The following is a 21,298-nucleotide window of genomic DNA, read 5'->3' as shown; positions in this document are numbered from 1 at the left end:
CGCTAGCGCGGTGCGGCCGCGCGGCGGGGCCACAGCATGAATCCGATGGCGGACAGCGCCAGCAGCCAGCAGTAGTACACGCTGCCCGCCAGTGCCAGCGGCGACACTGCCGCCAGCGATGCCGCCAGCAGGATCTGCGCGCCGTACGGCAGTACGCCCTGCACCACGCACGCGAAGATGTCGAGCACGCTGGCCGCGCGCCGTGGGCTGATGCCGTGGCGTTGCGCGATGTCCTTCGCCAGGCTGCCGGTCACCAGGATGGCGACGGTGTTGTTCGCCGTCAGGGCGTCTGAGCCGGCCGCCAGTGCGGCGATGCTGAGTTCACCCGACCTGCGCCCGGTATGACCTCGCGCGAACTTCGCGATGACCTGCGCCAGCCATGCCAGACCACCGGTAGCCTTGATCAGCGCCGCTAGGCCGCCGATGAGGATCGACAGTAGCGTGATCTCCACCATGCTCTCGAACCCCAGGTAGATGTCGCTGGCGAACGAGACCACGTCGTACTCCTGCGCCAGCACGAAGCCGAACACGCCGGAAACGACCAGGCCGATGCCCAGCACCAGCACCACGTCCAGACCGGCCAGCGCCAGGCCGAGCACCACCACGTAAGGCAGCACCAACCAAGGGGAAGCGGCGTCGAGGGCTTCCACCGGTGCGGCATCGCCCAAGGTGGCGAGCAGGACGATCGTGGCGATGGCAGCGGGCAGCGCGATCCGGAAGTTCTCGCGGAACTTGTCGCGCATCTCCGCACCCTGGCTGCGGGTGGCCGCAATGGTGGTATCGGAGATGATCGACAGGTTGTCGCCGAACATGGCGCCGCCCAGCACGGCGGACGTCACCAGCACCCGGTCCAGGCCCGCGGCATCGGCCACCCCCAGCGCGATCGGCACCACCGCCGCCAGCGTCCCCATCGACGTGCCGATGGACAGCGACACGAACGCGGCCACCACGAACAGGCCTGGCAGGATCAGGCCGGCCGGCAAGGCGCCCAGCCCCAGCGCGACCACCGCATCGACGGCACCGATGGCCTTCGACACCGTGGCGAACGCCCCCGCCAGCAGGAAGATCAGGCACATCAGCATGACGTTGCCGTCGCCCATGCCCTGCAGCAGGGTCTGCTGCGCGGGAACGCCGCGCCTGCGCGCCAGCCAGACGCCCAGCGCCAGGGCCGGCAGGATCGCCACCGGCGCCCGCAGCTGATAGAACCCCATGGCCTCGCCCTGCGCCGTGTAGTACAGCCCGGCACCGAAGAACAGCGCCAGGAACAGCAGCAGCGGAGTCAGTGCAAGCGCACTGGGGCGGACGGACATGGCAGGGCCTTCTGCGTGGGGCCGCGGATTGTGCGTGCCGCCAGCCTAGCGTCAAAGCCCATGGATGGGACACACGCCAACAAAAACGGGACGCTGAGCGTCCCGTTCGTGCATGCCACCGTACGGGCCTGCCTTTACACGCGGCTGGCAATCGCCTTGGCGAACGACATCGTGGTGCCCTCGCCGCCCAGGTCCGGGGTCAGCGAATCCTTGGCTTCCAGCGTGGCGATGATGGCCGCGCGCAGGCGCTCGGCCTTCTCCGGCTGGCTCAGGTGGTCCAGCATCTGGGCCGCGCCCAGCAGCAGCGCGCAGGGGTTGGCGATGCCCTTGCCCGCGATGTCCGGCGCCGAGCCGTGCACGGCTTCGAAGATCGCCGCATCGGTGCCGATGTTGGCGCCCGGCGCCAGGCCCAGGCCGCCGACCAGGCCCGCGCACAGGTCCGAGATGATGTCGCCGAACAGGTTGGTGGTGACGATGATGTCGAACTGCTCCGGACGCATCACCAGCTGCATGCAGGTGTTGTCCACGATCATCTCGTTGCACTGGATGTCGGGATACTGCGCGGCCACTTCGCGCGCCACCTTCAGGAACAGGCCGGACGTACTCTTCAGGATATTGGCCTTGTGCACCACGGTGACCTTCTTGCGGCCGGTCTTGCGGGCCAGGTCGAAGGCGTAGCGCACGATGCGCTCGGAGCCCTTGCGGGTGATCTTCTGCGTAAGCAGCGCGGTTTCGCCGTCTTCCGAGATCGACTGGCCTTCACCGATGTACGCGCCCTCGGTGTTCTCGCGCACAGTGATCAGGTCCACGCCCGTCGGGAAGCGCGACTTGGTGTTCGGGAACGACTTGGCCGGACGCACGTTGGCGTACAGGTCGAAATGGCGGCGCAGGGCCACGTTGATCGAACTGAAGCCCTCGCCCACCGGCGTGGTCAGCGGGCTCTTCAGGGCCACACCGTTCCTGCGGATGGAATCCAGCGTGGCCTGGGGCAGCAGGTCGCCGTGCTTTTCCAGCGCGACGAGGCCGGCATCGGCGTCTTCATAGGTCAGGCCGACCTTGAGGGCGTCGAGCACGTGCAGGGTGGCGTCCATGATCTCCGGGCCAATACCGTCGCCGCGGATGACCGTAATCGTCTGGGTCATTGAATGGGGTTTCCGAACAGGGGCGCGCGCGGGCCTGGGCCGGAGCGGGCGCGAAGGGGAAGGTCTGTGCCCGCCATTATGCCCGAGCGCCCCTCGCGGCCCCAAATCGACGATGGTCGCAGGCCCGGCGCAGAGGCCGGGCGGAGCGGCTCAGCCGTGGTCGTGGGCCGCGGGTGCGGTGGCGTCGCCACCTTCCAGCTGGTCGAGGAAATCCACCGCCCGGCGCAGGTGCGGAATGACGATGGAACCACCCACCACCAGGCCCACCGAGAAGGTCTCGAAGAACTCCTCGCGGGTCACGCCGGCTTCCTTGCACTGGGCGACGTGATAGCTGATGCAGTCGTCGCAGCGCAGCACCATCGACGCGACCAGGCCCAGCAGTTCCTTGGTCTTCACGTCCAGCACGCCTGCCTGATAGGTCTGCGTATCCAGGGCGAAGAAGCGGCGCACGACCTGGTTGGGTTCATCCAGGATGCGCTTGTTCATGCGCTGGCGGAACTCGGTGAACGCCTTCACGCGGTCCTGGCTGTCGTCGCCGGCGCTCATGCGGTCTCTCCCGCCAGCAGCGCGTCGAGCTTGCCCGCACGATGCAGCGCGATCATGTCGTCGTAGCCGCCCACATGGACCTCGCCCACGAAGATCTGCGGCACGCTGGTGCGCTTGGCACGGGCGATCATCTTCTCGCGTTCGGCCGGATCCAGGTCGATGCGCACCTCGGTCCAGTCCCGGCCCTTGCTCTTCAGGAAGTTCTTGGCGGCCACGCAGTAAGGACAGATCGCCGTGCTGTAGAGGATGACTTCCGGCGCGGTGGCGCCTTGCGGGGTGTCGCTCAAGGGAGTTCTCCGGAACGAAAGGAACGTAAGGGGGATCGCAACCGATATCGGGCCGACCGGGCCCGCTTCCAGCCGGCGACATGGAACAGTGCGGACCGGTACTGGCCCGGTTAACCACGTATTCACTCGCCTGGATCAGCGACCGGTCATCCTGATGACGGCGTCATTATCCGCCACGGAGCCTCCATTTGCGCCCATTGCTGCTCGCCACCGCCCTGACCCTGGCCCTTGCCGCCCCGCTGGCCGCGTCGCAGGACAGCCGGCTTCCCGACATCGGCTCGTCCGCCGGCGAGCTGCTCACCCCGGCTCGCCAGGCCCAGTACGGCGGCATGATGCTGCGCGAGCTGCGCAACTACGGCTATCTGCTGGAAGACCCGCTGGTCACCGACTGGCTGCAGACCGTGGGCAACCGCCTGGGCGCCGACAGCGACAACCCGCAGCAGGCCTACACGTTCTTCATGATGCGCGACCGGCAGATCAATGCCTTCGCCACCCTGGGCGGCTACATCGGCATGAATGCCGGCCTGGTGCTGACCGCGGACCGCGAGGATGAGGTGGCCGCCGTCCTGTCGCACGAAATCGCGCATGTCACCCAGCAACACGTGCTGCGCGGCGTGGAGCGGGCGCAGCGCGACCAGATCCCGATCCTGCTGGGCATGCTGGGCGCCATCGTGCTGGCGCAGGCGGCCGGCGGCAGTTCCAGCGGCGACGCCTCGCAGGCCGCCATCGCTTCGGCGATGGGGCTGATGCAGCAACGGCAGATCGACTACACCCGGTCCAACGAATCCGAGGCCGACCGCGTGGGCATCCGTACCCTCTCCCGCGCCGGTTACGACATCGACGCCATGGCGGGCTTCTTCGCCAAGCTGCAGCAGGCCACCCGGGTCGCGCGCGGCAGCGGACGCGAGGCCGTCCCCGACTACCTGCAGACCCACCCGGTGACCACCACCCGCATCAGCGAGGCCCGCCAGCGCGCGGACCAGTTGCGGGGCACACAGGTCACAGCCGTCACCAGCGTGCCAGGCGGCGAACGCGTCGAACGCTTCGAGCGCTCCGGCATCACCCTGCCGGAGACGCGCAGCGACAACCCGCTGCTGCCCGTCCCGGTGACCCTGCCCGCGCAGGTCTTCCAGCGGGGTGAGACCGGGCAGTTCGACTGGGCCCGCGAACGCCTGCGCGCGCTCAGCGCCAGCACGCCCTCGGCCGCGGTGCGCGAATACGAGACGCTGCGGCGCCAGGCCGGCAGGCCGCTGACCGGCCCCCAGCGTTACGGCGTCGCGGTCGCCCACCTCCAGGGAGGCGACACGCGGACGGCGCTGGCGGAGCTGCGGGCGCTGGCCGATGAGGTCCCCGACAACCTGTGGGTGGCCCTGGCGCTGGGCGAGGCCGAATCGCGCACGGGCAATGCGGAAGGGGCCAACCGCCGCTTCGACGCGCTGATGCAGCGCCACCCCGAGAACCGGGCCGTCAGCCTGACCTACGCCCGCGTCCTCAACGAGCAGGGCGGCCGACAGGCCGGCCAACGGGCGCAGGCCGTCCTGCGCCCGCTGATGGGACGCGCCGGCGACGACCCCGTGTTCCAGCAGCAGTTCGCCCGTGCCAACGAGTTGGCCGGGGACGTCGCCCGCGCCGGCGAGGCCTACGCCGAGGCCGCCTACCTGAACGGCAGGCCCGAGCAGGCCCTGATCCAGCTGCAGAACCTCAAGAAGCGGGACGACCTGGACTTCTACGCGCGTGCTCGGATCGACGCCCGCATCGCCGCCATCACGCCGGAGGTACTGGAGCTGCGGCGCCAGGGCATCCGCGACCCCGACGTGGAGCGCCGCTGAGCACGTGCCCGACCTGCGTGTGACAGCCCGGCGGCATGTCATGTAAACGTCATAAAATTGTCGTCTACTGACACGGTCCCCCACGCCTCCGGATCCTGCGTGCAGAAGCACATCCTGATCGTCGACGACGAGCCCGCCATCCGCGACATGGTGGCGTTCGCCCTGCGCAAGGGCGAATACGAACCGATCCACGCCGGCGACGCCCGCGAAGCCCAGAACGCGATAGCCGACCGCGTGCCGGACCTGATCCTGCTGGACTGGATGCTGCCCGGCACCAGCGGCCTGGAACTGGCCCGGCGCTGGCGCAAGGACGCCATGACCCGCGACGTGCCGATCATCATGCTGACCGCCCGGGGCGAGGAGAACGACCGCGTCGGCGGCCTTGAAGCCGGCGTGGACGACTACGTGGTCAAGCCCTTCTCGGCTCGCGAACTGCTGGCCCGCATCCGCGCCGTGATGCGCCGCTCACGCGACGACGACGAGGACGGCAGCGTGGCGGTGGGCAGCCTGCGCATCGACGGTGCCGCGCACCGGGTGTTCGCCGGCGACACGCCCGTGCCGATCGGTCCCACCGAGTACCGATTGCTGCATTTCTTCATGACCCACCCCGAGCGCGTCTACTCGCGCACCCAGCTGCTGGACCACGTGTGGGGCGGCAGCGTGTACGTGGAGGAACGCACCGTGGACGTGCACATCCGCCGCCTGCGCAAGACGCTGGAACCGCACGGGCTGGAGAACATGGTGCAGACGGTGCGCGGCTCGGGCTACCGCTTCTCGGCTGCGATGTGAGGATGCCGGCACGTCCGGACATCCGACGTGAACGCACTTCTCCCCACCCATGCGGGGATGCGGAAAAGACCTGCCGCCTCACTTCCGTCGCCCCGGCGAAGGCCGGTACCCATGCGGCACGTGCCGTTGTGCCTGCGCGGGACCTCCTCAAGCCGGGCCACGCGCCACAGGGATCCCAACCCTCGCCGGGATGACAGCGGAGAAGACCGCGTCGGCCGCGCTGCGCCCCCGCTGACCATCTTCGTATCCCGATACCCGTCGCGCGACCTGCGTTTTCCCATCCCTGCTGTCATAGACATCTGCCTACAATCGCCCCATGCCCCATGACATCCGTTCCGCCTGGTTCAAGACGCTCGGCCAGCTGGCGCTGATCCTGGCGCTGGCCGTGGTCGTTGGCCTGCTGGTCGGCCAGGTATGGCCGGTCGTGACCGTGGCGGCGCTGGGCGTGGTGGCATGGCACTACTGGCGCCTGCGCAAGGTGCTGCTGCGGCTGACCGCACGCCAGCGCCTGGAGCCGGCGCAGGGCCGGGGCGTGTGGAACGAACTGGACCGCCTGCTGTTCCGCGGCCAGGCCGAGATGCGCACGCGCAAGCGCCGGCTGCTGGACATGCTGCGCGCCTACCGCGCCGCCGCGGCCGCCCTGCCCGACGCGGTGGTGGTGGTGGAACGCAACAGCCAGCGCGTGCAGTGGTTCAACAAGGCCGCCAGCAGCCTGCTGGGCCTGCAGTACCCGGCCGACATCGGTGCGCCGGTGGGCGACCGCCTGCAGCCGTTGCCGATGTCGCACTGGCTGGCCGCGGGCCGCAACGCGGAACCGATGCTGGATGCCGCGTCGCCGGTCGACCCCGACCTGCGCCTCAACCTGCGCCTGATCCCCTATTCCGACCAGTACTGGCTGCTGGTCGCCCGCGACGTCAGCAAGATGCTGCGGCTGGAACAGATGCGTCGCGACTTCGTCGCCAACGTCTCGCACGAGTTGCGCACGCCGCTGACCGTGGTGCATGGCTACCTGGACATGCTGGAGCCCAGCGAGCATCCCGACTGGGCGCCGATGCTGGCGGAAATGCAGAAGCAGTCCCAGCGCATGACCCAGCTGGTCGAGGACCTGCTGACGCTCTCGCGCCTCGAGGCGCAGGAAAGCCTGCCCGACGAGAACGTCGCCATGGCCCCGATGCTGGCGACCCTGCGCCGCGAAGCCGAGGCGCTGAGCCAGCGCCGCCACACCATCGTCGTGCAGGACGAGGCCGGCGTGGACCTGGCCGGCTCGAACAAGGAGCTGCACAGCGCATTCTCCAACCTGGTGAGCAACGCCGTGCGCTACACGCCCGTGGGCGGCACCATCACCGTCCGTTTCGCGCGTGAGGGCGACGGCGCGGTACTGAGCGTCCGCGACACCGGCTACGGCATCCCGTCCTCGCACCTGCCGCGCATCACCGAGCGCTTCTACCGCGTCTCCACCAGCCGCTCGCGAGAGAGCGGTGGCACCGGCCTGGGGCTGTCCATCGTCAAACACGTACTCAACCTGCACCAGGCCCGGCTGGACATCGAAAGCGAGGTGGGCCAGGGCAGCACCTTCTCCGTGCATTTCGGTCCCGAGCGCGTGGAACCGCGCCTGGACGCTTCCCTACCCGTCCTGACGGATCAGACCGCATGAACGCCGCCCCCGACACGCCACCCGCCGCTCCCACCACCGACGACGTGCTGCGGGACCCCGCGCTGTACCTGAACCGCGAACTGTCGCAGCTGGACTTCAATTTCCGCGTGCTGGCCCAGGCGCAGGATCCGTCCGTGCCGCTGCTGGAGCGGCTGCGCTTCCTGTGCATCTCCTGCACCAACCTGGACGAGTTCTTCGAGATCCGCGCCGCCACCGTGCGCCACGCGCTGGATTTCGGCCTGCCGCCGGGCGCGGACGGCATGAGCCCGGCGACCGTGCTCAACCGGATCCACGACCGCGCCGCCGAGCTGGTGGATGCGCAATACAAGTGCTGGAACGAGGTGCTGCGCCCCGGCCTGGCCGAGGCGGGCGTGCGCGTGTTCGGCCGCGACAGCTGGAACGCGCGACAGACCCGCTGGCTGCGCGCGTACTTCCGCAACGAGATCATGCCGGTGCTGTCGCCGCTGGGCCTGGACCCGGCGCATCCGTTCCCGAAGATCCTCAACAAGTCGCTCAACATCGTGGTGGTACTGAAGGGCAAGGACGCGTTCGGCCGCGCCGGCCACCTCGCCATCGTGCGAGCGCCGCGCTCGCTGCCGCGCATCATCCACATGCCCCAGCGCGTGTCCGGCGGCGAGAACGACTTCGTGCTGCTGTCCTCGGTGCTGTCGGTGTTCGTGGACGAGCTGTTCCCCGGCATGGAGGTCAAGGGCTCCTACCAGTTCCGCGTGACCCGCAACTCCGAGGTCGTCGTGGACGAAGAGGAAGTGGAGAACCTGGCGCTGGCGCTGCGCGACGAACTGGTCGGGCGCGGCTACCGGCCCGCCGTGCGGCTGGAGATCGCACACGACTGCCCCAAGCCCATCGTGCGCACGCTGCTGCAGAACTTCGCCCTGCCCGACAACGCGGTGTACCCGATCAACGGGCCGGTCAACCTCAACCGCGTCATCCAGGTCTACGACCTGGTGCAGCGTCCGGAACTGAAGTATCCCGCCTTCACGCCGCGCGCGCTGCGCGACAGCGACGCGATCTTCGAGAAAGTGGCCGACGGCGACGTACTGCTGCACCACCCGTTCGATTCATTCGCGCCGGTGCACGAACTGATCAAGCAGGCCGCGGTCGATCCGGAGGTGCTGGCGATCAAGCAGACCCTTTACCGTACCGGCAAGGATTCGGTCATCGTCGACGCGCTGGTGCAGGCCGCGCGCAACGGCAAGGACGTCACCGTGGTGGTGGAACTGCGCGCGCGCTTCGATGAGGACGCCAACCTGGGCGTGGCCGACCGCCTGCAAGAAGCCGGCGCGCAGGTGGTCTACGGCGTGGTGGGCTACAAGACCCATGCCAAGATGCTGCTGATCGTGCGCCGCGAAGGCCGCAAGCTGCGCCGCTACGTGCACCTGGGCACCGGCAACTACCACAGCGGCACCGCCCGCGCGTACACCGACATCGGCCTGATCACCGCCGACCCGGACATCGGCAACGACGTGCACCTGCTGTTCCAGCAGTTGTCGGGACTGGCGCCCACCACCAAGCTCAAGCGCCTGCTGCAGTCGCCCTTCACCCTGCATCCCGGCCTGATCAAGAAGATCGAACGCGAGGCCAGGCTGGCGAAGGCGGGCAAGCCGGCGCGCATCATCGCCAAGATCAATGCGATCAACGAGCCGCGCATCATCCGCGCGCTCTACGCCGCCTCGCAGGCGGGCGTGCGGATCGACCTGATCGTGCGCGGCGCCTGCGCCCTGCGCCCCGGCGTGCCCGGCATTTCCGACAACATCCGCGTGCGCTCCATCGTGGGCCGCTTCCTCGAGCACAGCCGCCTTTACTGGTTCGGCAACGACGGCGCGCCGGAACTGTACTGCGCCAGCGCCGACTGGCTGGAACGCAACCTGCTGCATCGCGTGGAGACCTGCTTCCCCATCCTCGACAAGGATTTGGCGGCGCGCGTGTTCAAGGAAGGCCTGCAGAACTACCTGGACGACAACTGCAACGCCTGGGAACTGCAGGCCGACGGCCACTACGTCAAGCTCAGGCCCGGCGACGACCCGCCGCATTCGGCGCAGGGCACGCTGCTGGCCAAAGTGTGATGCGACCGATCGACGCATCCATCGCCGCCGGGCATCGCACTGCACCATTGCGCCACGCCATTGGCTAAACTGACCGCATGGCGCCCCTGACTTCCCCCACATCCCCTCCACTCCAGGACGGGGACCTGCTGGCCGCGATCGATCTGGGTTCCAACAGCTTCCACATGGTCGTGGCGCGTTCGATGCTGGGACAGTTGCGCGTGGTCGACCGCCTGCGCGAAACCGTGCGCATGGCCGACGGCCTGGACGGCAAGGGCGGCCTGTCCGCCGCCGCCCGCCAGCGCGCACTGGACTGTCTGTCCCGCTTCGGCCAGCGCATCCGCGACATCCCCGCCGCCCGCGTGCGCGCCCTGGCCACCAATACGGTGCGCCAGTTGCGCGAGCCGCAGGAATTCCTGGCCGCGGCCGAAGCCGCTCTGGGCAAACCGATCGAAGTGGTCTCCGGACGCGAGGAAGCACGCCTGATCTATCTGGGCGTAGCGCATGCGCAGCCGCCCAAAGCGGGCCAGCGTCGCCTGGTGATCGACATCGGCGGCGGCTCGACGGAATTCATCATCGGCCGAGGCTTCGAGACGCTGGAACGCGAAAGCCTGCAGGCCGGCTGCATCGCCAGCACGCGCCGTTTCTTCCCTGGCGGCAAGCTGTCGCGCAAGCGCTGGAAGGAAGCCCTCACCGAAATCGGGGCCGAGTTCCAGCAGTTCGCCGGCCTGTACCGCAGCCTGGGGTGGCAGGAAGCCATCGGCTCGTCCGGCACCAACAAGGCCATCGGCGAGATCTGCGCGGCGATGAAGCTCACCAAGGGCGCGGTCACCGCCGAGGCGCTGCCGCAGGTGCGCGACAAGCTGCTGCAGGCCGATCGCATCGAGGACATCGACCTGCCCGGCCTGTCCAGCGACCGCCGCCCGATCATCGCCGGCGGTGTGCTGGTGCTGGAGGCCGCGTTCGAAGCGCTGGAGCTGCAGCGCCTGATGGTCAGCAAGGCGGCGATGCGCGAAGGCATCCTGTTCGACATGCTGGGCCGTGGCAGCGACAACGACCCGCGCGACCTGTCCACGGCGGCGCTGATGCAGCGCTACGGCATCGACGAGTTCCAGGCCGCGCGGGTGGAGGCCACCGCGATGCGCCTGTTCGAACAGGTGGAGCAGGACTGGGGGCTGGACGACGACGATGCGCGCATGCTGGGCTGGGCCGCGCGCCTGCACGAGATCGGCCTGGCCATCGCGCACAGCCAGTACCACGTGCACGGTGCCTATCTGTTGGAGCACTCCGACATCGAAGGCTTTTCCCGCCAGGAACAGCAGGTCCTGTCGGCGCTGGTGCGCACGCACCGCCGCGGCGTGCCGAAGAACGCGTTCGACGCCCTGCCCGACCGTCTGCTGCTCAGCGCCAAACGCAAGGCCGCGCTGCTGCGCCTGGCCGTGCTGCTGCACCGTTCGCACGACAACGAGGCCATTCCCCGCCTGGACCTGACCGCCAGCGGCGATCGCCTGGACCTGGTGGTCAGCAAGAAGTGGATCGATGCCCGCCCGCTGCTTCGCTCCGACCTGGTCGGCGAGCCGGAGGACATGCAGGGCCTGGGCGTGGCGTTCAAGCCGTTCGTGGCCTGACCGGCCGGCACTTCCCATCATGTGACATGAAGGTACACTCGGGCCTGCCGAGAGGTCCGCGGCGTGGCCTGCGACCTGGTGTCCCCACGCCATCCTCCCCGACCGCCCTTGCAGCGGGGGCAGGCCCGACGGCCGTCCAACTTCGTCGCACGCCTGTCTTCAGGAGGAAGCCTTGATCGATCGAAGCATCCACGACGCACTGCTGTCCGACGCCTGGCTCGAAGGCGGTCCCGGCGCCGCGGCCATCGGCCGCAACGTGGACCGCATGCTGGATGCGGTGCGCCGCCATCTCGACATGGACGTGGCCTTCGTGTCCGAGTTCAACGGCCGCGACCGCGTCTTCCGCCATGTCGCCTGCAGGCTGGATCCTGCCCCCATCCGGCCGGGCGATTCGAGCCCGCTGGAAGAGGGCTACTGCATGCGCGTGGTCGAGGGGCAGATCCCGCAGCTGATTCCCGACACGGGCGCGATTCCCGTGTTGCACGATATTCCCGAGACCCGGACGCTGCCCATCGGGGCCCATATCAGCGTGCCCATCCTGCTGCGCGATGGCCGCGTGTACGGCACCTTCTGCTGCTTCAGCCTGGCATCCAACATGTCGCTCGGCCAGCGCGACCTGCATATGATGCGCGCCTTCGCCGACCTGCTGGCCTACCAGATCGATGGCGACCTGGACGCCATGAAGGCGCACGAGGAAAAGGTCGCCCGCGTCACCGCGGTGCTCGAGCTGGGCCAGCCGCATATCGTGTACCAACCGATCTTCCGCAGCAGCGAACGCCGCATCGTCGGGGTGGAGTGCCTCTCGCGCTTCAGGCTGGAGCCGCAGCGAACGCCCGACGTATGGTTCGCCGAAGCGCGCGAGATCGGCCTGGGTGTGCGCCTGGAACTCAATGCCATCCTGACCGCGCTCGATGGCCTGCGTGGCGTCGCCGGAGATTTCCATGTGGGCCTCAACGTGTCGCCACAGACGCTCATCAGCGGCGGCGTCGACGGGTACATCGACGACCTGGAGCCGCACCGCGTGGTGCTGGAGATCACCGAGCATTCGCTGGTCGACGACTACGGTCTGCTCAACAGGCGCCTTGCGCCCCTTCGCGAGGCCGGCGTGCGCGTGGCCGTCGACGACGCAGGCGCAGGTTACGCGAGCATGCGGCACGTGCTGGCGATCCATCCCGACATCATCAAGCTGGACCTCAGCCTGACCCGCGGTATCGATACCGACTCGCCGCGCAGGGCGTTGGCCGCCGCGCTGATCGAGTTCGCCCGGCAGACCCAGTCGCAGGTGGTCGCCGAGGGTGTGGAAACGGCCTCGGAACTGGCGGCCCTGCAGGCGCTCGGGGTGGACGACGTGCAGGGGTACCACCTAGCCCGTCCGCTGGAAGCCGATGCCCTGGCGCGGATGCTCGCCGGCGAAGGATCGCGGTCCTGATGCACCTCAGCCCTCTGCCATGATGCCTGTCCCGTCCTGCGCGTGCCGACGATGAAGACCTATCCCTTGGCCGATGGACCCGCCACCTCCCGCATCGGCTACGGCTGCATGCATCTGAGCCGTGCCTGGGATGCCTCTCCGATCACGACGGAGGAACGCCGCAACGCGCAGCGGCTGGTCGAAACGGCGCTGGCCCACGGGATCACCCTGTTCGACCACGCCGACATCTACGCGCGCGGCAAGTCCGAACAGGTGTTCGGCGATGTGCTGCGCGCCTCGCCCGGGCTCCGCGCGAAGATGGTCCTGCAGTCGAAGTGCGGCATCCGCTTCGCCGACGATCCGCCGGGCGCACCGCAGCGCTACGACTTCAGTCACGCGCATATCGTGGCCTCGGTCGAAGGCAGCCTGGCGCGCCTGGGCGTGGACCATCTGGATGTCCTGCTGCTGCACCGCCCCGATCCGCTGGTGGAGCCGGATGAAGTGGCGCGCGCGTTCGATGCGCTGCACGCCAGCGGCAAGGTGCGGCACTTCGGCGTCAGCAATCACACGCCCGGGCAGATCGACCTGCTGCGCCGGCACGTGCGCCAGCCGCTGGTGGCCCACCAGGTGGAGATCAGCCTGCTGCATCTGCCACTGATCGATGACGGCGTGGTCGCCAACACCACCGGCCACGCCTACGCATCCGCCGCCGGCACGCTGGACCACGCACGCCTGCACGACATCCGCCTGCAGGCCTGGTCGCCGCTGGCCGGCGGCAAGCTGAGCACCCCCTCTGAGTTCGCGGACCCCGTGGTCCGCGAAACCTCGACCTTGTTGCGGCAACTAGCCGAAGCGCACCGCGTGACCCCCGAAGCGATCCAGCTGGCCTGGCTGCTGCGCCATCCCGCCGGTCTGCAGCCCATCGTCGGCACCACCGACCCCGTGCGGCTTGCGGCCTGCTGCGCGGCAGACGAGGTGCAGCTCTCGCGCGAGGAATGGTATGCGCTGTTCACCGCGGCGCGCGGCGGGCGCGTGCCGTAGAAAGCGATGACCGGTGGCACGGGCGCGATGTCATGTCTGCTCGCCATCATGGCTGTCCCCCTCTTTGCAGGAGTTTTCCATGCCGGATACCGCCATCAACCTCCAGGCCAAGCTGAGCGGCTTGTCGCAGCATTGGTCTCCCCGGGTCGTGGCCGAGATGAACGACTATCAGTTCAAGCTTGCCAAGATCCTGGGCGAATTCGTGTGGCATGCGCATGAAGAGACGGACGAAGTCTTCATCGTGCTGTCGGGCGAGATGACGCTCGAGTTCCGGGACAGGGCCGTGCCGCTGGCCGCTGGCGAGATGTACGTGGTACCCCGGGGCGTCGAGCACCGGCCCGTCGCCCGCGAAGAATGCAGCATCATGCTGGTCGAGCCCCGTGGCGTGATCAATACCGGCGACGCCGGTGGTGCCTACACCGCCCCCAACGATGTCTGGATCTGATGCTCCACTCACCGTCCCCAAGTCACCTGCCGGATGCACCATGACCGATCCCTACAACTCATCTCCCGCTCACGCACCCATCCCGGCGTCGTCCGGCACACGGATGCGCCCCCTGGACGACGCGATGGTGACGACCGCACTGGAGCTTCCCGGCTACCGTATCCGCCGCAACCTGGGCATGGTGCGCGGCATCACCGTGCGGTCGCGATCGATCGTGGGCAACTTCCTGGGCGGCCTGCAGTCGTTGTTCGGCGGCAACATCACCATCTACACCGAACTGTGCGAGCAGGCGCGTGACGAGACCTATCGCGACATGCTCCAGCATGCCCGTCACCTGGGCGCCAACGCGATCATCGCCGTGCGCTACGACGCCACCGACGTGATGGCCGGCCTGACCGAGGTGCTGTGCTACGGCACGGCGGTGGTGGTCGAACCCACCGACCATTGATCCTGAGCCACATGATGCCGTCGAAACGCACGCGCCCTTGGCTGCGCAGGCTCGCGCTGCTTGCGCTGGTCCTGGCGACCTATCCCACCTTCGTCCTGACCTACACCTGGTCCCATGTCCTGCAAAGCCCGCTCCCGGGCGGCCGACACGGCCCGTTGGATGCCTATCGGCACACGCTCGCCAGCGCCGTCGTGGCCTATACGTTCGACGCGCGCGCCATCGATCTGGTCAACGGCGTGATGGAGCGGCGCGGCAGACGCTCCAACGCCATGGACATCCACAACAACCTGATCGGCGCCGGCATCGGCTCGCGCGCCGCCCACTTCTCGGACATCGAACCGATGGTGGCCCACAGCGTGGCGATGGGCCGGATCGACGCCCCTTCGCCGGACCAGACCACGTGGTTACCACCGGGCGACTGGAAAGAGGGGTTTGCGTGGTGAGGAAGCTGCCCGGTGCCAACGGGCACTGAGGCTCCGCTATAGTCGCTCGAACACGGCCGGCCCCACGCCGACCGGCAATCCCTCGCGCACCTGCCGGAGGTTGTCATGAAGCGTGTGTTCCGCTTGATCCTGGCGGTCATCGCCGGGCTGGTCGTCGGTAGTCTCGTCAACATGGCGCTGGTGATGCTCAGCGCACACGTCATTCCGCCCCCGGCCGGCGTCGACACCGCCACCACCGAGGGCCTGAAGGCGGCGATGCCGCTGTTCGAGCCGAAGCACTTCCTGTTCCCGTTCCTGGCGCATGCGGTCGGCACGCTCGTCGGCGCCTTCATCGCCACGCTGGCCACCCCTGGGCGGACCTGCGGCCCGGCCTGGGTGGTGGGCGCCTTCTTCCTGATCGGCGGCATCGCCGCCGTCGCCATGCTGCCTTCGCCGCTGTGGTTCACCGCGGTGGACCTGGGATTCGCCTACCTGCCGATGGCCTGGCTGGGGCACCGGCTGGCAGCGCGTGGGCAGCCACCGGCCTGAGATCACGACACCCTTCGCCGCACGCCGGGAGCACCATGCAGATCGCCGATGTCCGCAGGCATGCGTTGTCGCTGGACGCCGTCACCGAGGAACCGCACCACACCTATTCGTCGTTCCGCGTGCGCGGCAAGATCTTCGTGACGATACCGCCGGAGGAAACGCACTTGCACGTGTTCATCGGCGAAGAAGACCGCGAACAGGCACTGGCGATGCATCCGGCATGCGTCGAGAAGCTGTTCTGGGGTAGCAAGGTGCTGGGGTTGCGGGTGGACCTGGCCCGTGCCACGCCTGCGGTCGTCAAGGTGCTGGTCGTGAAGGCCTACGAGACCCGTGTACGCAAGGATGCAGAACCTCCCCGCAAGCGCTCGGCACGCTGAGCGCTCCGAGACGCGGACGAAATCGGCGACGGACGCGGCCCGAGGGCATCGGGTGAAGGTCTCGTCGCACATGCCGTCATCCTGCGGTCACCAAACCGCAACACCTGCGACACCTACCCCCTCCAGCATGCGCAAAACGTGGAGCCGCGCATGCGCTTTGCCATCGTCACCGAGACGTACCCGCCGGAAGTCAACGGTGTCGCCCTCACCGTGCAGGGGCTGCAAACCGGCCTGCGCCAGCGCGGGCACGCCGTCTCGCTGGTGCGGCCGCGACAGGCGATCGAATCGGAGGCGGCCGATGACACCCTGCTGGTGCGTGGCGCCCGCCCGCCGCGCTATCCCGGCCTGAAATTCGGCTTGCCGGCCACCCGGCGCCTGCTCGCGCTGTGGAAGGACTCCCCGCCGGATGCGATTTACGTGGCCACGGAAGGCCCTTTGGGTTGGTCGGCCGTGCGCGCGGCGCGCCGCCTGGGCATTCCGGTGGCCACCGGCTTCCACACGCGCTTCGACGAATACATGCGCGACTATGGCGTGCGCTTCCTGCAGCACACCGCGCTGCGCTGGATGCGCCGCTTCCACAACAGCGCGCAGGCCACGCTGGTGCCGACGCGCGAACTGGCGGACTTCCTGCAGGCGCAGGGCTTCCATCACCCCGTGCGCCTGGCGCGCGCGGTGGATGCGCAGCACTTCAGCCCGTCACGCCGCGACGAGGCGCTGCGCGCGCAGTGGGGCCTGGGCCGGGACGACCTGGCGGTGATCTACGTGGGCCGCATCGCGGCAGAGAAGAACCTGGACCTGTCGATCCGAGCCTTCGACGCCATCCGGCAGCAGCATCCGACGGCGAAGTTCGTGTGGGTCGGCGACGGGCCGGTGCGCGAGCGGCTGGCGCAGGAACATCGGGACTTCGTGTTCTGCGGCGTGCAGCGCGGCGAAGCGCTGGCACGCCACTTCGCCAGCGGCGATCTGTTCCTGTTTTCCAGCCACAGCGAAACCTTCGGCAACGTCACCCTGGAGGCCATGGCCAGCGGCGTGCCGACGGTGGCCTTCAACTACGGCGCCGCACGCGAGCACTTGGTCGATGGCGTGCACGGCGCGGCGGTGGAGGACGACGATGCATTCATGGCGGCTGCCCTGCGATTGGCCGCCGACCCAGCAGTCCGCCGCGCGATGGGCGAAGCCGCCGTCGCCGCGATGCGCGCCCTGCGTCCCGAGCAGGTCGCGGCCGATTTCGATGCCCTGCTGACCGACCTCGCCCTGACCCGGAGAAGCCACCATGCGTCCATCGCCACCGCGTAATGCCTTCATCGGCCAGGATGCCGGCTGGTGCCTGCGCGCCAACCGCTGGGGCGAATGGCGCGGCGTGCGCCACTTTTTCGCGGTCGTCAGCCGGTTGGGCGACGGCGTGTTCTGGTATGTGCTGATGGCAGCACTGATCGTCGTGGACGGCTTGGACGGCCTCGCCGCCTCCGCGCACCTGGCCGCCACCGGAGTGATCGCGCTGACGCTGTACAAGGGGCTGAAGCGCTGGACGCGCCGGCCGCGCCCGTTCGCCTCCGACGTGCGCATCCGAGCCTGGATCGCACCGCTGGACGAATTCAGCTTCCCATCCGGGCACACGCTGCATGCGGTGGCCTTCACCCTGGTGGCGCTGGCGCACTACCCCGGACTGGCACCGCTGCTGATTCCCTTTGCTGCCTGCGTGGCCGCGTCGCGCGTGGTGCTGGGCCTGCACTACCCCAGCGATGTACTGGCAGCGACCGTCATCGGCTCGGCCCTGGCCGGGCTGTCGATCTGGCTCGTGCCCGGCGTCAGCCTGCTGGGATAAGGCGAGCGGCACTGCTAGGCCGCCTGGAAACCGCGCAGGCGGCGCGAGCAGTACCCTCCGATGAGGCGCTGGCGTCGCCCGAAAGCATCGCCCCGAGATCGCTGCTACAACGCTTGAAGCTTGGCGCGTGCGAGGGCGGGCTTCAGCTGGCCCATCCAGTCGCGATCATTGGCCACCTGCGCGTCGGCCCGGCTACGGTCGAGCGCATCGAGGTCCAGGTCGGCGATCGCCCACGCCTGGTCGCCTGCTGTTTGCGCCACCACCCCATCGGCAGGAAAGCCGCGATCCATCGGCGCAAAGACCGCGGCCTCGCCGGTGTTGATGTCCAGCGCGGGGCTCCAGGGCGCCTCGCCCGCCGTCACCGACTGCGCAACGAACAGGCGATTTTCCAGCGCACGGGCCAAGCACCCCACGCGCACGCGGGTCACGCCGGCATCGGTGTCGGTGCAACTGGGTACCAGCAGCAGGCGCGCGCCTGCTTCGGCCTGCGCACGCACGGGCAGCGGGAATTCGCTGTCGTAGCAGACGGCCACGCCAGTGCGCACGCCATCCAGGTCGAACACCTTCAGCGCATCGCCGCCCTCGATCACGCCGAGGCTTTTTTCGAATCCGGTGAGCTGCAGCTTGTCCTGCCAGAGGTGCGCGCCCTGCGGCGTGAACACATCGCAGCGGTTGCGATAGCGGCCATCACCGTGCGCCAGCAGGAAAGTGCCGGCCACGACATACATGTCCAGCGACGCCGCCAGCCGCGCATACAATGCCAGCCAGTCCTCGCGGTAGCGCTGGATCGCGGCCAGCGAGGCATGCAGGTCGGCCTGGGTGCCGGCGTCGAGGGTGGCGGCCAGTTCCAGCGACAGGTATTCCGGCAACACGGCGACGCGCGCGCCCTGCGCGGCGGCCGCGCCCAGCACGGCGGCCTGGCGTTCGGCGAACGCAGCAAAATCCGCGGGCGCCTGGATCGGATATTTCGCGACGGCGACCTTCATCGCGCGGTCTCCAGCGGGCGCAACCAGAACGTCAGCGCATGGTCGACTTCCCCCTGGCCGATCTCGTTCCATGGCAGACGCATCGTCATGCCGGGGCGCCGCTCATAACCGCGCTTGCGCCAGAACACCTCGTTGCCGCGATGATCCGCCGGCCTGCGCGGATCGTCATCGGCCCGATCCACCGCGCAGAACGCGGTCCAGGCGAAACGGCCCAGCGCACGCGCATGCGCTTCGCGATGATCGAAGAACGCGTGGCCTATCCCGCATCCGCGGTACGCCGGCAACAGTACGGATTCGCCGAAGTAGAAGACGTCCTCCGGATCGATGGCACCGTCGACGAACGGTTGGCGGAAGGCTTCGGTATCGTCAGCCAGCGGCAGGCCGGTGGAGGCGCCGATCACTTCCCCCTTCTCCATCGCCAGCACGAACACGCTTTCGGCCGAGCGTGCGTAGGCGCCCAGGTAATCGCGTTCGTAATCGGCATCGCCTTCGTAGAGATAGGGCCAGTCTCGGAACACGGCCAGGCGCAGGCGCGCGACATCGTCCAGCCAGGGCGTGATTTCCGGCCCACGGAAGAGACCGATGGTGTGTGCAGAGTTCATCCCTGAACTCTAGCGCACGCCACCAGTCGGGGCGAGTCAACCGCACGATGTCCCGTCGTTAGCGGGGTGCGGGGAACAAGTCGGTGTGTTGCAGTCCGCGATCGTCCCAGACGTACACCGCGCAGGCCGCGGCAGGCAGCAGGCACAACGCCGCGCGGCCGTCGTCGCTGCGCGCGTCGAACCGCTGCGATGCGCCCTGACCTTGGCTCCGCCATGCGGTGTACGTCAGGGGACGCGTCCAGCGCCCCAGACCCTCCCTGGCCTGGCGTGCGTCCTGCAGATAACCGGCCGTGCGCGCTACCAGAGCCGCTATCGTCTGCGACGAAAGCCTGAAAAGCAGGCATCCCCTGCGCCGATGCGCGAGCGGGAACAGCAGCATGGTCAGCGTGGCGTCGTCCATGGCCTCGACGATGACCGCATCGGTCCCGATTTTCTCGGGCAGCACGCGCCGTGCACGCCGATGCAGGGTGGCGGGATCGATCATGGCGGCCTCAGCGCAGTTCCGTGCCCAGCGCATACCAGTCCACCTTGCGGGTGACCCACATGATCGCGGCCAGGATGCCGAACAGCAGCAGCGAACCCATCAGCAGCGCGTTGTTCTCCGACTTCAGCAGGAGGTAGAGCACGCCGTACAGCGCCGTCAGCAGGGTCGCGAAGCCGGCCGCGCGCAGCCAGCTCTTCAGCACGCCGGACAGGTAGAAGAACTGCAATCCGATGCACGCGGCAGCGGACACCAGGTAGGCCTGCCAGAAGGCGATGTGCTCGGACAGACTGAGCAGCAGCAGGAAGAAGACCGCCAGCGCCAGGCCGACCAGCAGGTACTGCAGCGGGTGGATCGGCAGGCGCTTGATCAGTTCGAACAGGGCAAAACCCACGAAGGTCAGCACCACGAACAGGATGCCGTACTTGCTGGCCCGATCCACCTGCGTGTAAACGTCCACCGTATCCACCAGGCTGACCACCGCGCTGTCGATGGCGGTGTCGCCGCCGGCATCGCCTTCGAAGCCCTCCGGCGAGACGCGCAGCGAGGGCGCCTGGGTCAGTTTGCCGGATGCCGACTCCAGCTGGCTCTGCGCCGCACTGGCCAGCGACGACACCTGCCAGCGCGCGGTGAAGCCGCTCTGGTCCAGCGTCTTCGCGTTCGGCAGGAACCGGCCGCCGAACAGCGGTTGCCGCCACGACGAACGGATCGCGATGTCGTTGCTGTCGGCGATGGGCGCGATGCCGAGGGTCTGCGTGCCCGCCAGCGCCATCTCCAGGTGCACGTTGCTGGCGGGCAAGGCCCCGCCCGGCGCATCCAGCAGCGCGTGGACGCCCTCCATCCGCGAGGCCATCGCGCCCGTGCCGGCGGCCAGCGTGCGCGGCACGCCATCGACCAGCAGTGAGGGGGTGCCGACCAGCCCGCGCACGTCCGCCATGCCGACCACCACGTAGGGCTGGCCGTAGATGCGTCCATCAGCCTGCGGCAGCTGCAGCGGCGCGAAGCCCGCTTTCATCGCCGCCTTCCACTCGTACACGTTCACCGTGTACAGGCCGATGCGCCGCTCGCCCGGCTGCAGATGCCCGTCCACCGCCAGGGTCGCGGGGCTCTGCAGCAGATAGCCCTCCTTCACGTCCCGGCGCACTTCGGGCTTGCCGTCCTCGTTCAGCGCATTGACCAAGCGCTCCTCGCGCCACGGCACGACACGCAGCGGGCCCACGACCTGCTGCGCCCCGGCCATGCTCTGGGAAACGCGCACCTCGGCCATCGCGCGGTAACGCTCGCGGTCCTGGATGACGCCGCGGATCATCAGCAACGGAATGAGCAGCAGCAGGACCAGCCCGCCCACGGTGAGGAAACGCAACAGCAATTTCAGTGACTTCATGTCGATGCCCCGGTTGGATACGGGGAGCATCGTCAGGTGGCCGGGTGCAACCGGCAGGAAGCGTGTTTGAAGGCTGTGTGAA

At 68.5% G+C, this 21,298-nt stretch carries 22 protein-coding genes; 14 read left to right on the top strand and 8 right to left on the bottom strand.

Annotation, left to right across the window (positions count from 1 at the left end; translation table 11 throughout):
• Positions 1-2: 2 nt before the first annotated feature.
• From IAE60_RS10185 to grxC, 4 genes are all read right to left on the bottom strand, one after another.
• A complete protein-coding gene (locus IAE60_RS10185; RefSeq protein ID WP_187572168.1) occupies positions 3-1,310 on the bottom strand; it encodes a Na+/H+ antiporter NhaC family protein in 1,308 nt (435 codons plus the stop codon).
• Positions 1,311-1,444: 134 nt separating this feature from the next.
• Positions 1,445-2,452 carry an isocitrate dehydrogenase gene (locus IAE60_RS10180; protein ID WP_187572167.1) on the bottom strand — a complete coding sequence of 336 codons (1,008 nt, stop codon included), beginning with the start codon at positions 2,450-2,452 and terminating at the stop codon, positions 1,445-1,447.
• Positions 2,453-2,602: 150 nt separating this feature from the next.
• The gene (locus IAE60_RS10175; RefSeq protein WP_187572166.1) at positions 2,603-2,998 is read right to left on the bottom strand and encodes a carboxymuconolactone decarboxylase family protein; all 396 of its coding nucleotides are present in this window, start codon (positions 2,996-2,998) and stop codon (positions 2,603-2,605) included.
• Complete coding sequence (gene grxC / locus IAE60_RS10170; protein ID WP_187572165.1) at positions 2,995-3,285, bottom strand: glutaredoxin 3; 291 nt, start codon at positions 3,283-3,285, stop codon at positions 2,995-2,997. The genes IAE60_RS10175 and grxC overlap by 4 nt, the downstream gene beginning before the upstream one ends.
• Positions 3,286-3,473: 188 nt before the next feature.
• Here grxC and IAE60_RS10165 point away from each other — a divergent pair, with 188 nt between their 5' ends.
• From IAE60_RS10165 to IAE60_RS10100, 14 genes are all read left to right on the top strand, one after another.
• The gene (locus tag IAE60_RS10165; protein ID WP_187572164.1) at positions 3,474-5,114 is read left to right on the top strand and encodes a M48 family metalloprotease; all 1,641 of its coding nucleotides are present in this window, start codon (positions 3,474-3,476) and stop codon (positions 5,112-5,114) included.
• 99 nt (positions 5,115-5,213) lie between these two features.
• Complete coding sequence (phoB, locus tag IAE60_RS10160; protein ID WP_185895703.1) at positions 5,214-5,903, top strand: phosphate regulon transcriptional regulator PhoB; 690 nt, start codon at positions 5,214-5,216, stop codon at positions 5,901-5,903.
• A 316-nt stretch (positions 5,904-6,219) separates the two neighbouring features.
• Entirely contained in the window at positions 6,220-7,557 is a 1,338-nt protein-coding gene (phoR, locus tag IAE60_RS10155; RefSeq protein ID WP_187572163.1) for a phosphate regulon sensor histidine kinase PhoR, read from the top strand.
• On the top strand, positions 7,554-9,641 hold the full coding sequence (ppk1, locus tag IAE60_RS10150; RefSeq protein WP_187572162.1) for a polyphosphate kinase 1: 2,088 nt from the start codon (positions 7,554-7,556) through the stop codon (positions 9,639-9,641). The genes phoR and ppk1 overlap by 4 nt, the downstream gene beginning before the upstream one ends.
• Positions 9,642-9,727: 86 nt before the next feature.
• Positions 9,728-11,248, top strand: a complete 1,521-nt coding sequence (gene ppx / locus IAE60_RS10145) for an exopolyphosphatase (protein ID WP_187574725.1) — start codon at positions 9,728-9,730, stop codon at positions 11,246-11,248.
• A gap of 172 nt (positions 11,249-11,420) precedes the next feature.
• Positions 11,421-12,677 (top strand): sensor domain-containing phosphodiesterase, encoded by a 1,257-nt coding sequence (locus tag IAE60_RS10140; RefSeq protein ID WP_187572161.1) that lies wholly within the window; start codon positions 11,421-11,423, stop codon positions 12,675-12,677.
• 51 nt (positions 12,678-12,728) lie between these two features.
• On the top strand, positions 12,729-13,697 hold the full coding sequence (locus tag IAE60_RS10135; RefSeq protein ID WP_187572160.1) for an aldo/keto reductase: 969 nt from the start codon (positions 12,729-12,731) through the stop codon (positions 13,695-13,697).
• A 79-nt stretch (positions 13,698-13,776) separates the two neighbouring features.
• Positions 13,777-14,142 (top strand): cupin domain-containing protein, encoded by a 366-nt coding sequence (locus IAE60_RS10130; protein ID WP_187572159.1) that lies wholly within the window; start codon positions 13,777-13,779, stop codon positions 14,140-14,142.
• A gap of 40 nt (positions 14,143-14,182) precedes the next feature.
• Complete coding sequence (locus IAE60_RS10125; protein ID WP_187572158.1) at positions 14,183-14,590, top strand: YbjQ family protein; 408 nt, start codon at positions 14,183-14,185, stop codon at positions 14,588-14,590.
• An 11-nt stretch (positions 14,591-14,601) separates the two neighbouring features.
• Positions 14,602-15,033 carry a hypothetical protein gene (locus tag IAE60_RS10120; RefSeq protein ID WP_187572157.1) on the top strand — a complete coding sequence of 144 codons (432 nt, stop codon included), beginning with the start codon at positions 14,602-14,604 and terminating at the stop codon, positions 15,031-15,033.
• A 105-nt stretch (positions 15,034-15,138) separates the two neighbouring features.
• Entirely contained in the window at positions 15,139-15,561 is a 423-nt protein-coding gene (locus tag IAE60_RS10115) for a hypothetical protein (RefSeq protein WP_187572156.1), read from the top strand.
• A 35-nt stretch (positions 15,562-15,596) separates the two neighbouring features.
• Positions 15,597-15,938, top strand: a complete 342-nt coding sequence (locus IAE60_RS10110) for an MmcQ/YjbR family DNA-binding protein (RefSeq protein ID WP_187572155.1) — start codon at positions 15,597-15,599, stop codon at positions 15,936-15,938.
• A 150-nt stretch (positions 15,939-16,088) separates the two neighbouring features.
• Positions 16,089-17,234, top strand: a complete 1,146-nt coding sequence (locus IAE60_RS10105) for a glycosyltransferase family 4 protein (RefSeq protein ID WP_187572154.1) — start codon at positions 16,089-16,091, stop codon at positions 17,232-17,234.
• Positions 17,212-17,763 (top strand): phosphatase PAP2 family protein, encoded by a 552-nt coding sequence (locus IAE60_RS10100; RefSeq protein WP_187572153.1) that lies wholly within the window; start codon positions 17,212-17,214, stop codon positions 17,761-17,763. The genes IAE60_RS10105 and IAE60_RS10100 overlap by 23 nt, the downstream gene beginning before the upstream one ends.
• A gap of 104 nt (positions 17,764-17,867) precedes the next feature.
• Here IAE60_RS10100 and IAE60_RS10095 read toward each other — a convergent pair whose 3' ends face one another.
• From IAE60_RS10095 to creD, 4 genes are read right to left on the bottom strand one after another with little or no spacing between them, the layout of a single operon-like run.
• On the bottom strand, positions 17,868-18,749 hold the full coding sequence (locus IAE60_RS10095) for a carbon-nitrogen hydrolase family protein (RefSeq protein WP_187572152.1): 882 nt from the start codon (positions 18,747-18,749) through the stop codon (positions 17,868-17,870).
• The gene (locus IAE60_RS10090; RefSeq protein WP_187572151.1) at positions 18,746-19,351 is read right to left on the bottom strand and encodes a GNAT family N-acetyltransferase; all 606 of its coding nucleotides are present in this window, start codon (positions 19,349-19,351) and stop codon (positions 18,746-18,748) included. The genes IAE60_RS10095 and IAE60_RS10090 overlap by 4 nt, the downstream gene beginning before the upstream one ends.
• 58 nt (positions 19,352-19,409) lie before the next feature.
• Positions 19,410-19,835 (bottom strand): hypothetical protein, encoded by a 426-nt coding sequence (locus IAE60_RS10085; protein WP_187572150.1) that lies wholly within the window; start codon positions 19,833-19,835, stop codon positions 19,410-19,412.
• Positions 19,836-19,842: 7 nt separating this feature from the next.
• Positions 19,843-21,216 (bottom strand): cell envelope integrity protein CreD, encoded by a 1,374-nt coding sequence (gene creD / locus IAE60_RS10080; RefSeq protein WP_185895685.1) that lies wholly within the window; start codon positions 21,214-21,216, stop codon positions 19,843-19,845.
• Positions 21,217-21,298: the final 82 nt, after the last annotated feature.

Source organism: Pseudoxanthomonas mexicana (genome assembly GCF_014397415.1).
Taxonomy (GTDB): domain Bacteria; phylum Pseudomonadota; class Gammaproteobacteria; order Xanthomonadales; family Xanthomonadaceae; genus Pseudoxanthomonas_A; species Pseudoxanthomonas_A mexicana.
This window is presented reverse-complemented; position numbering and strand designations above follow the sequence as displayed.

What these genes read in the sequence shown, in the direction of transcription:
- IAE60_RS10185 (WP_187572168.1), bottom strand. Translation starts at nt 1,310, where the DNA reads ATGTCCGTCCGCCCCAGTGCGCTTGCACTGACTCCGCTGCTGCTGTTC.
- IAE60_RS10180 (WP_187572167.1), bottom strand. Translation starts at nt 2,452, where the DNA reads ATGACCCAGACGATTACGGTCATCCGCGGCGACGGTATTGGCCCGGAG.
- IAE60_RS10175 (WP_187572166.1), bottom strand. Translation starts at nt 2,998, where the DNA reads ATGAGCGCCGGCGACGACAGCCAGGACCGCGTGAAGGCGTTCACCGAG.
- phoR (WP_187572163.1), top strand. Translation starts at nt 6,220, where the DNA reads ATGCCCCATGACATCCGTTCCGCCTGGTTCAAGACGCTCGGCCAGCTG.
- ppk1 (WP_187572162.1), top strand. Translation starts at nt 7,554, where the DNA reads ATGAACGCCGCCCCCGACACGCCACCCGCCGCTCCCACCACCGACGAC.
- IAE60_RS10135 (WP_187572160.1), top strand. Translation starts at nt 12,729, where the DNA reads ATGAAGACCTATCCCTTGGCCGATGGACCCGCCACCTCCCGCATCGGC.
- IAE60_RS10130 (WP_187572159.1), top strand. Translation starts at nt 13,777, where the DNA reads ATGCCGGATACCGCCATCAACCTCCAGGCCAAGCTGAGCGGCTTGTCG.
- IAE60_RS10125 (WP_187572158.1), top strand. Translation starts at nt 14,183, where the DNA reads ATGACCGATCCCTACAACTCATCTCCCGCTCACGCACCCATCCCGGCG.
- IAE60_RS10120 (WP_187572157.1), top strand. Translation starts at nt 14,602, where the DNA reads ATGATGCCGTCGAAACGCACGCGCCCTTGGCTGCGCAGGCTCGCGCTG.
- IAE60_RS10115 (WP_187572156.1), top strand. Translation starts at nt 15,139, where the DNA reads ATGAAGCGTGTGTTCCGCTTGATCCTGGCGGTCATCGCCGGGCTGGTC.
- IAE60_RS10110 (WP_187572155.1), top strand. Translation starts at nt 15,597, where the DNA reads ATGCAGATCGCCGATGTCCGCAGGCATGCGTTGTCGCTGGACGCCGTC.
- IAE60_RS10105 (WP_187572154.1), top strand. Translation starts at nt 16,089, where the DNA reads ATGCGCTTTGCCATCGTCACCGAGACGTACCCGCCGGAAGTCAACGGT.
- IAE60_RS10100 (WP_187572153.1), top strand. Translation starts at nt 17,212, where the DNA reads ATGCGTCCATCGCCACCGCGTAATGCCTTCATCGGCCAGGATGCCGGC.
- IAE60_RS10095 (WP_187572152.1), bottom strand. Translation starts at nt 18,749, where the DNA reads ATGAAGGTCGCCGTCGCGAAATATCCGATCCAGGCGCCCGCGGATTTT.
- IAE60_RS10090 (WP_187572151.1), bottom strand. Translation starts at nt 19,351, where the DNA reads ATGAACTCTGCACACACCATCGGTCTCTTCCGTGGGCCGGAAATCACG.
- IAE60_RS10085 (WP_187572150.1), bottom strand. Translation starts at nt 19,835, where the DNA reads ATGATCGATCCCGCCACCCTGCATCGGCGTGCACGGCGCGTGCTGCCC.
- creD (WP_185895685.1), bottom strand. Translation starts at nt 21,216, where the DNA reads ATGAAGTCACTGAAATTGCTGTTGCGTTTCCTCACCGTGGGCGGGCTG.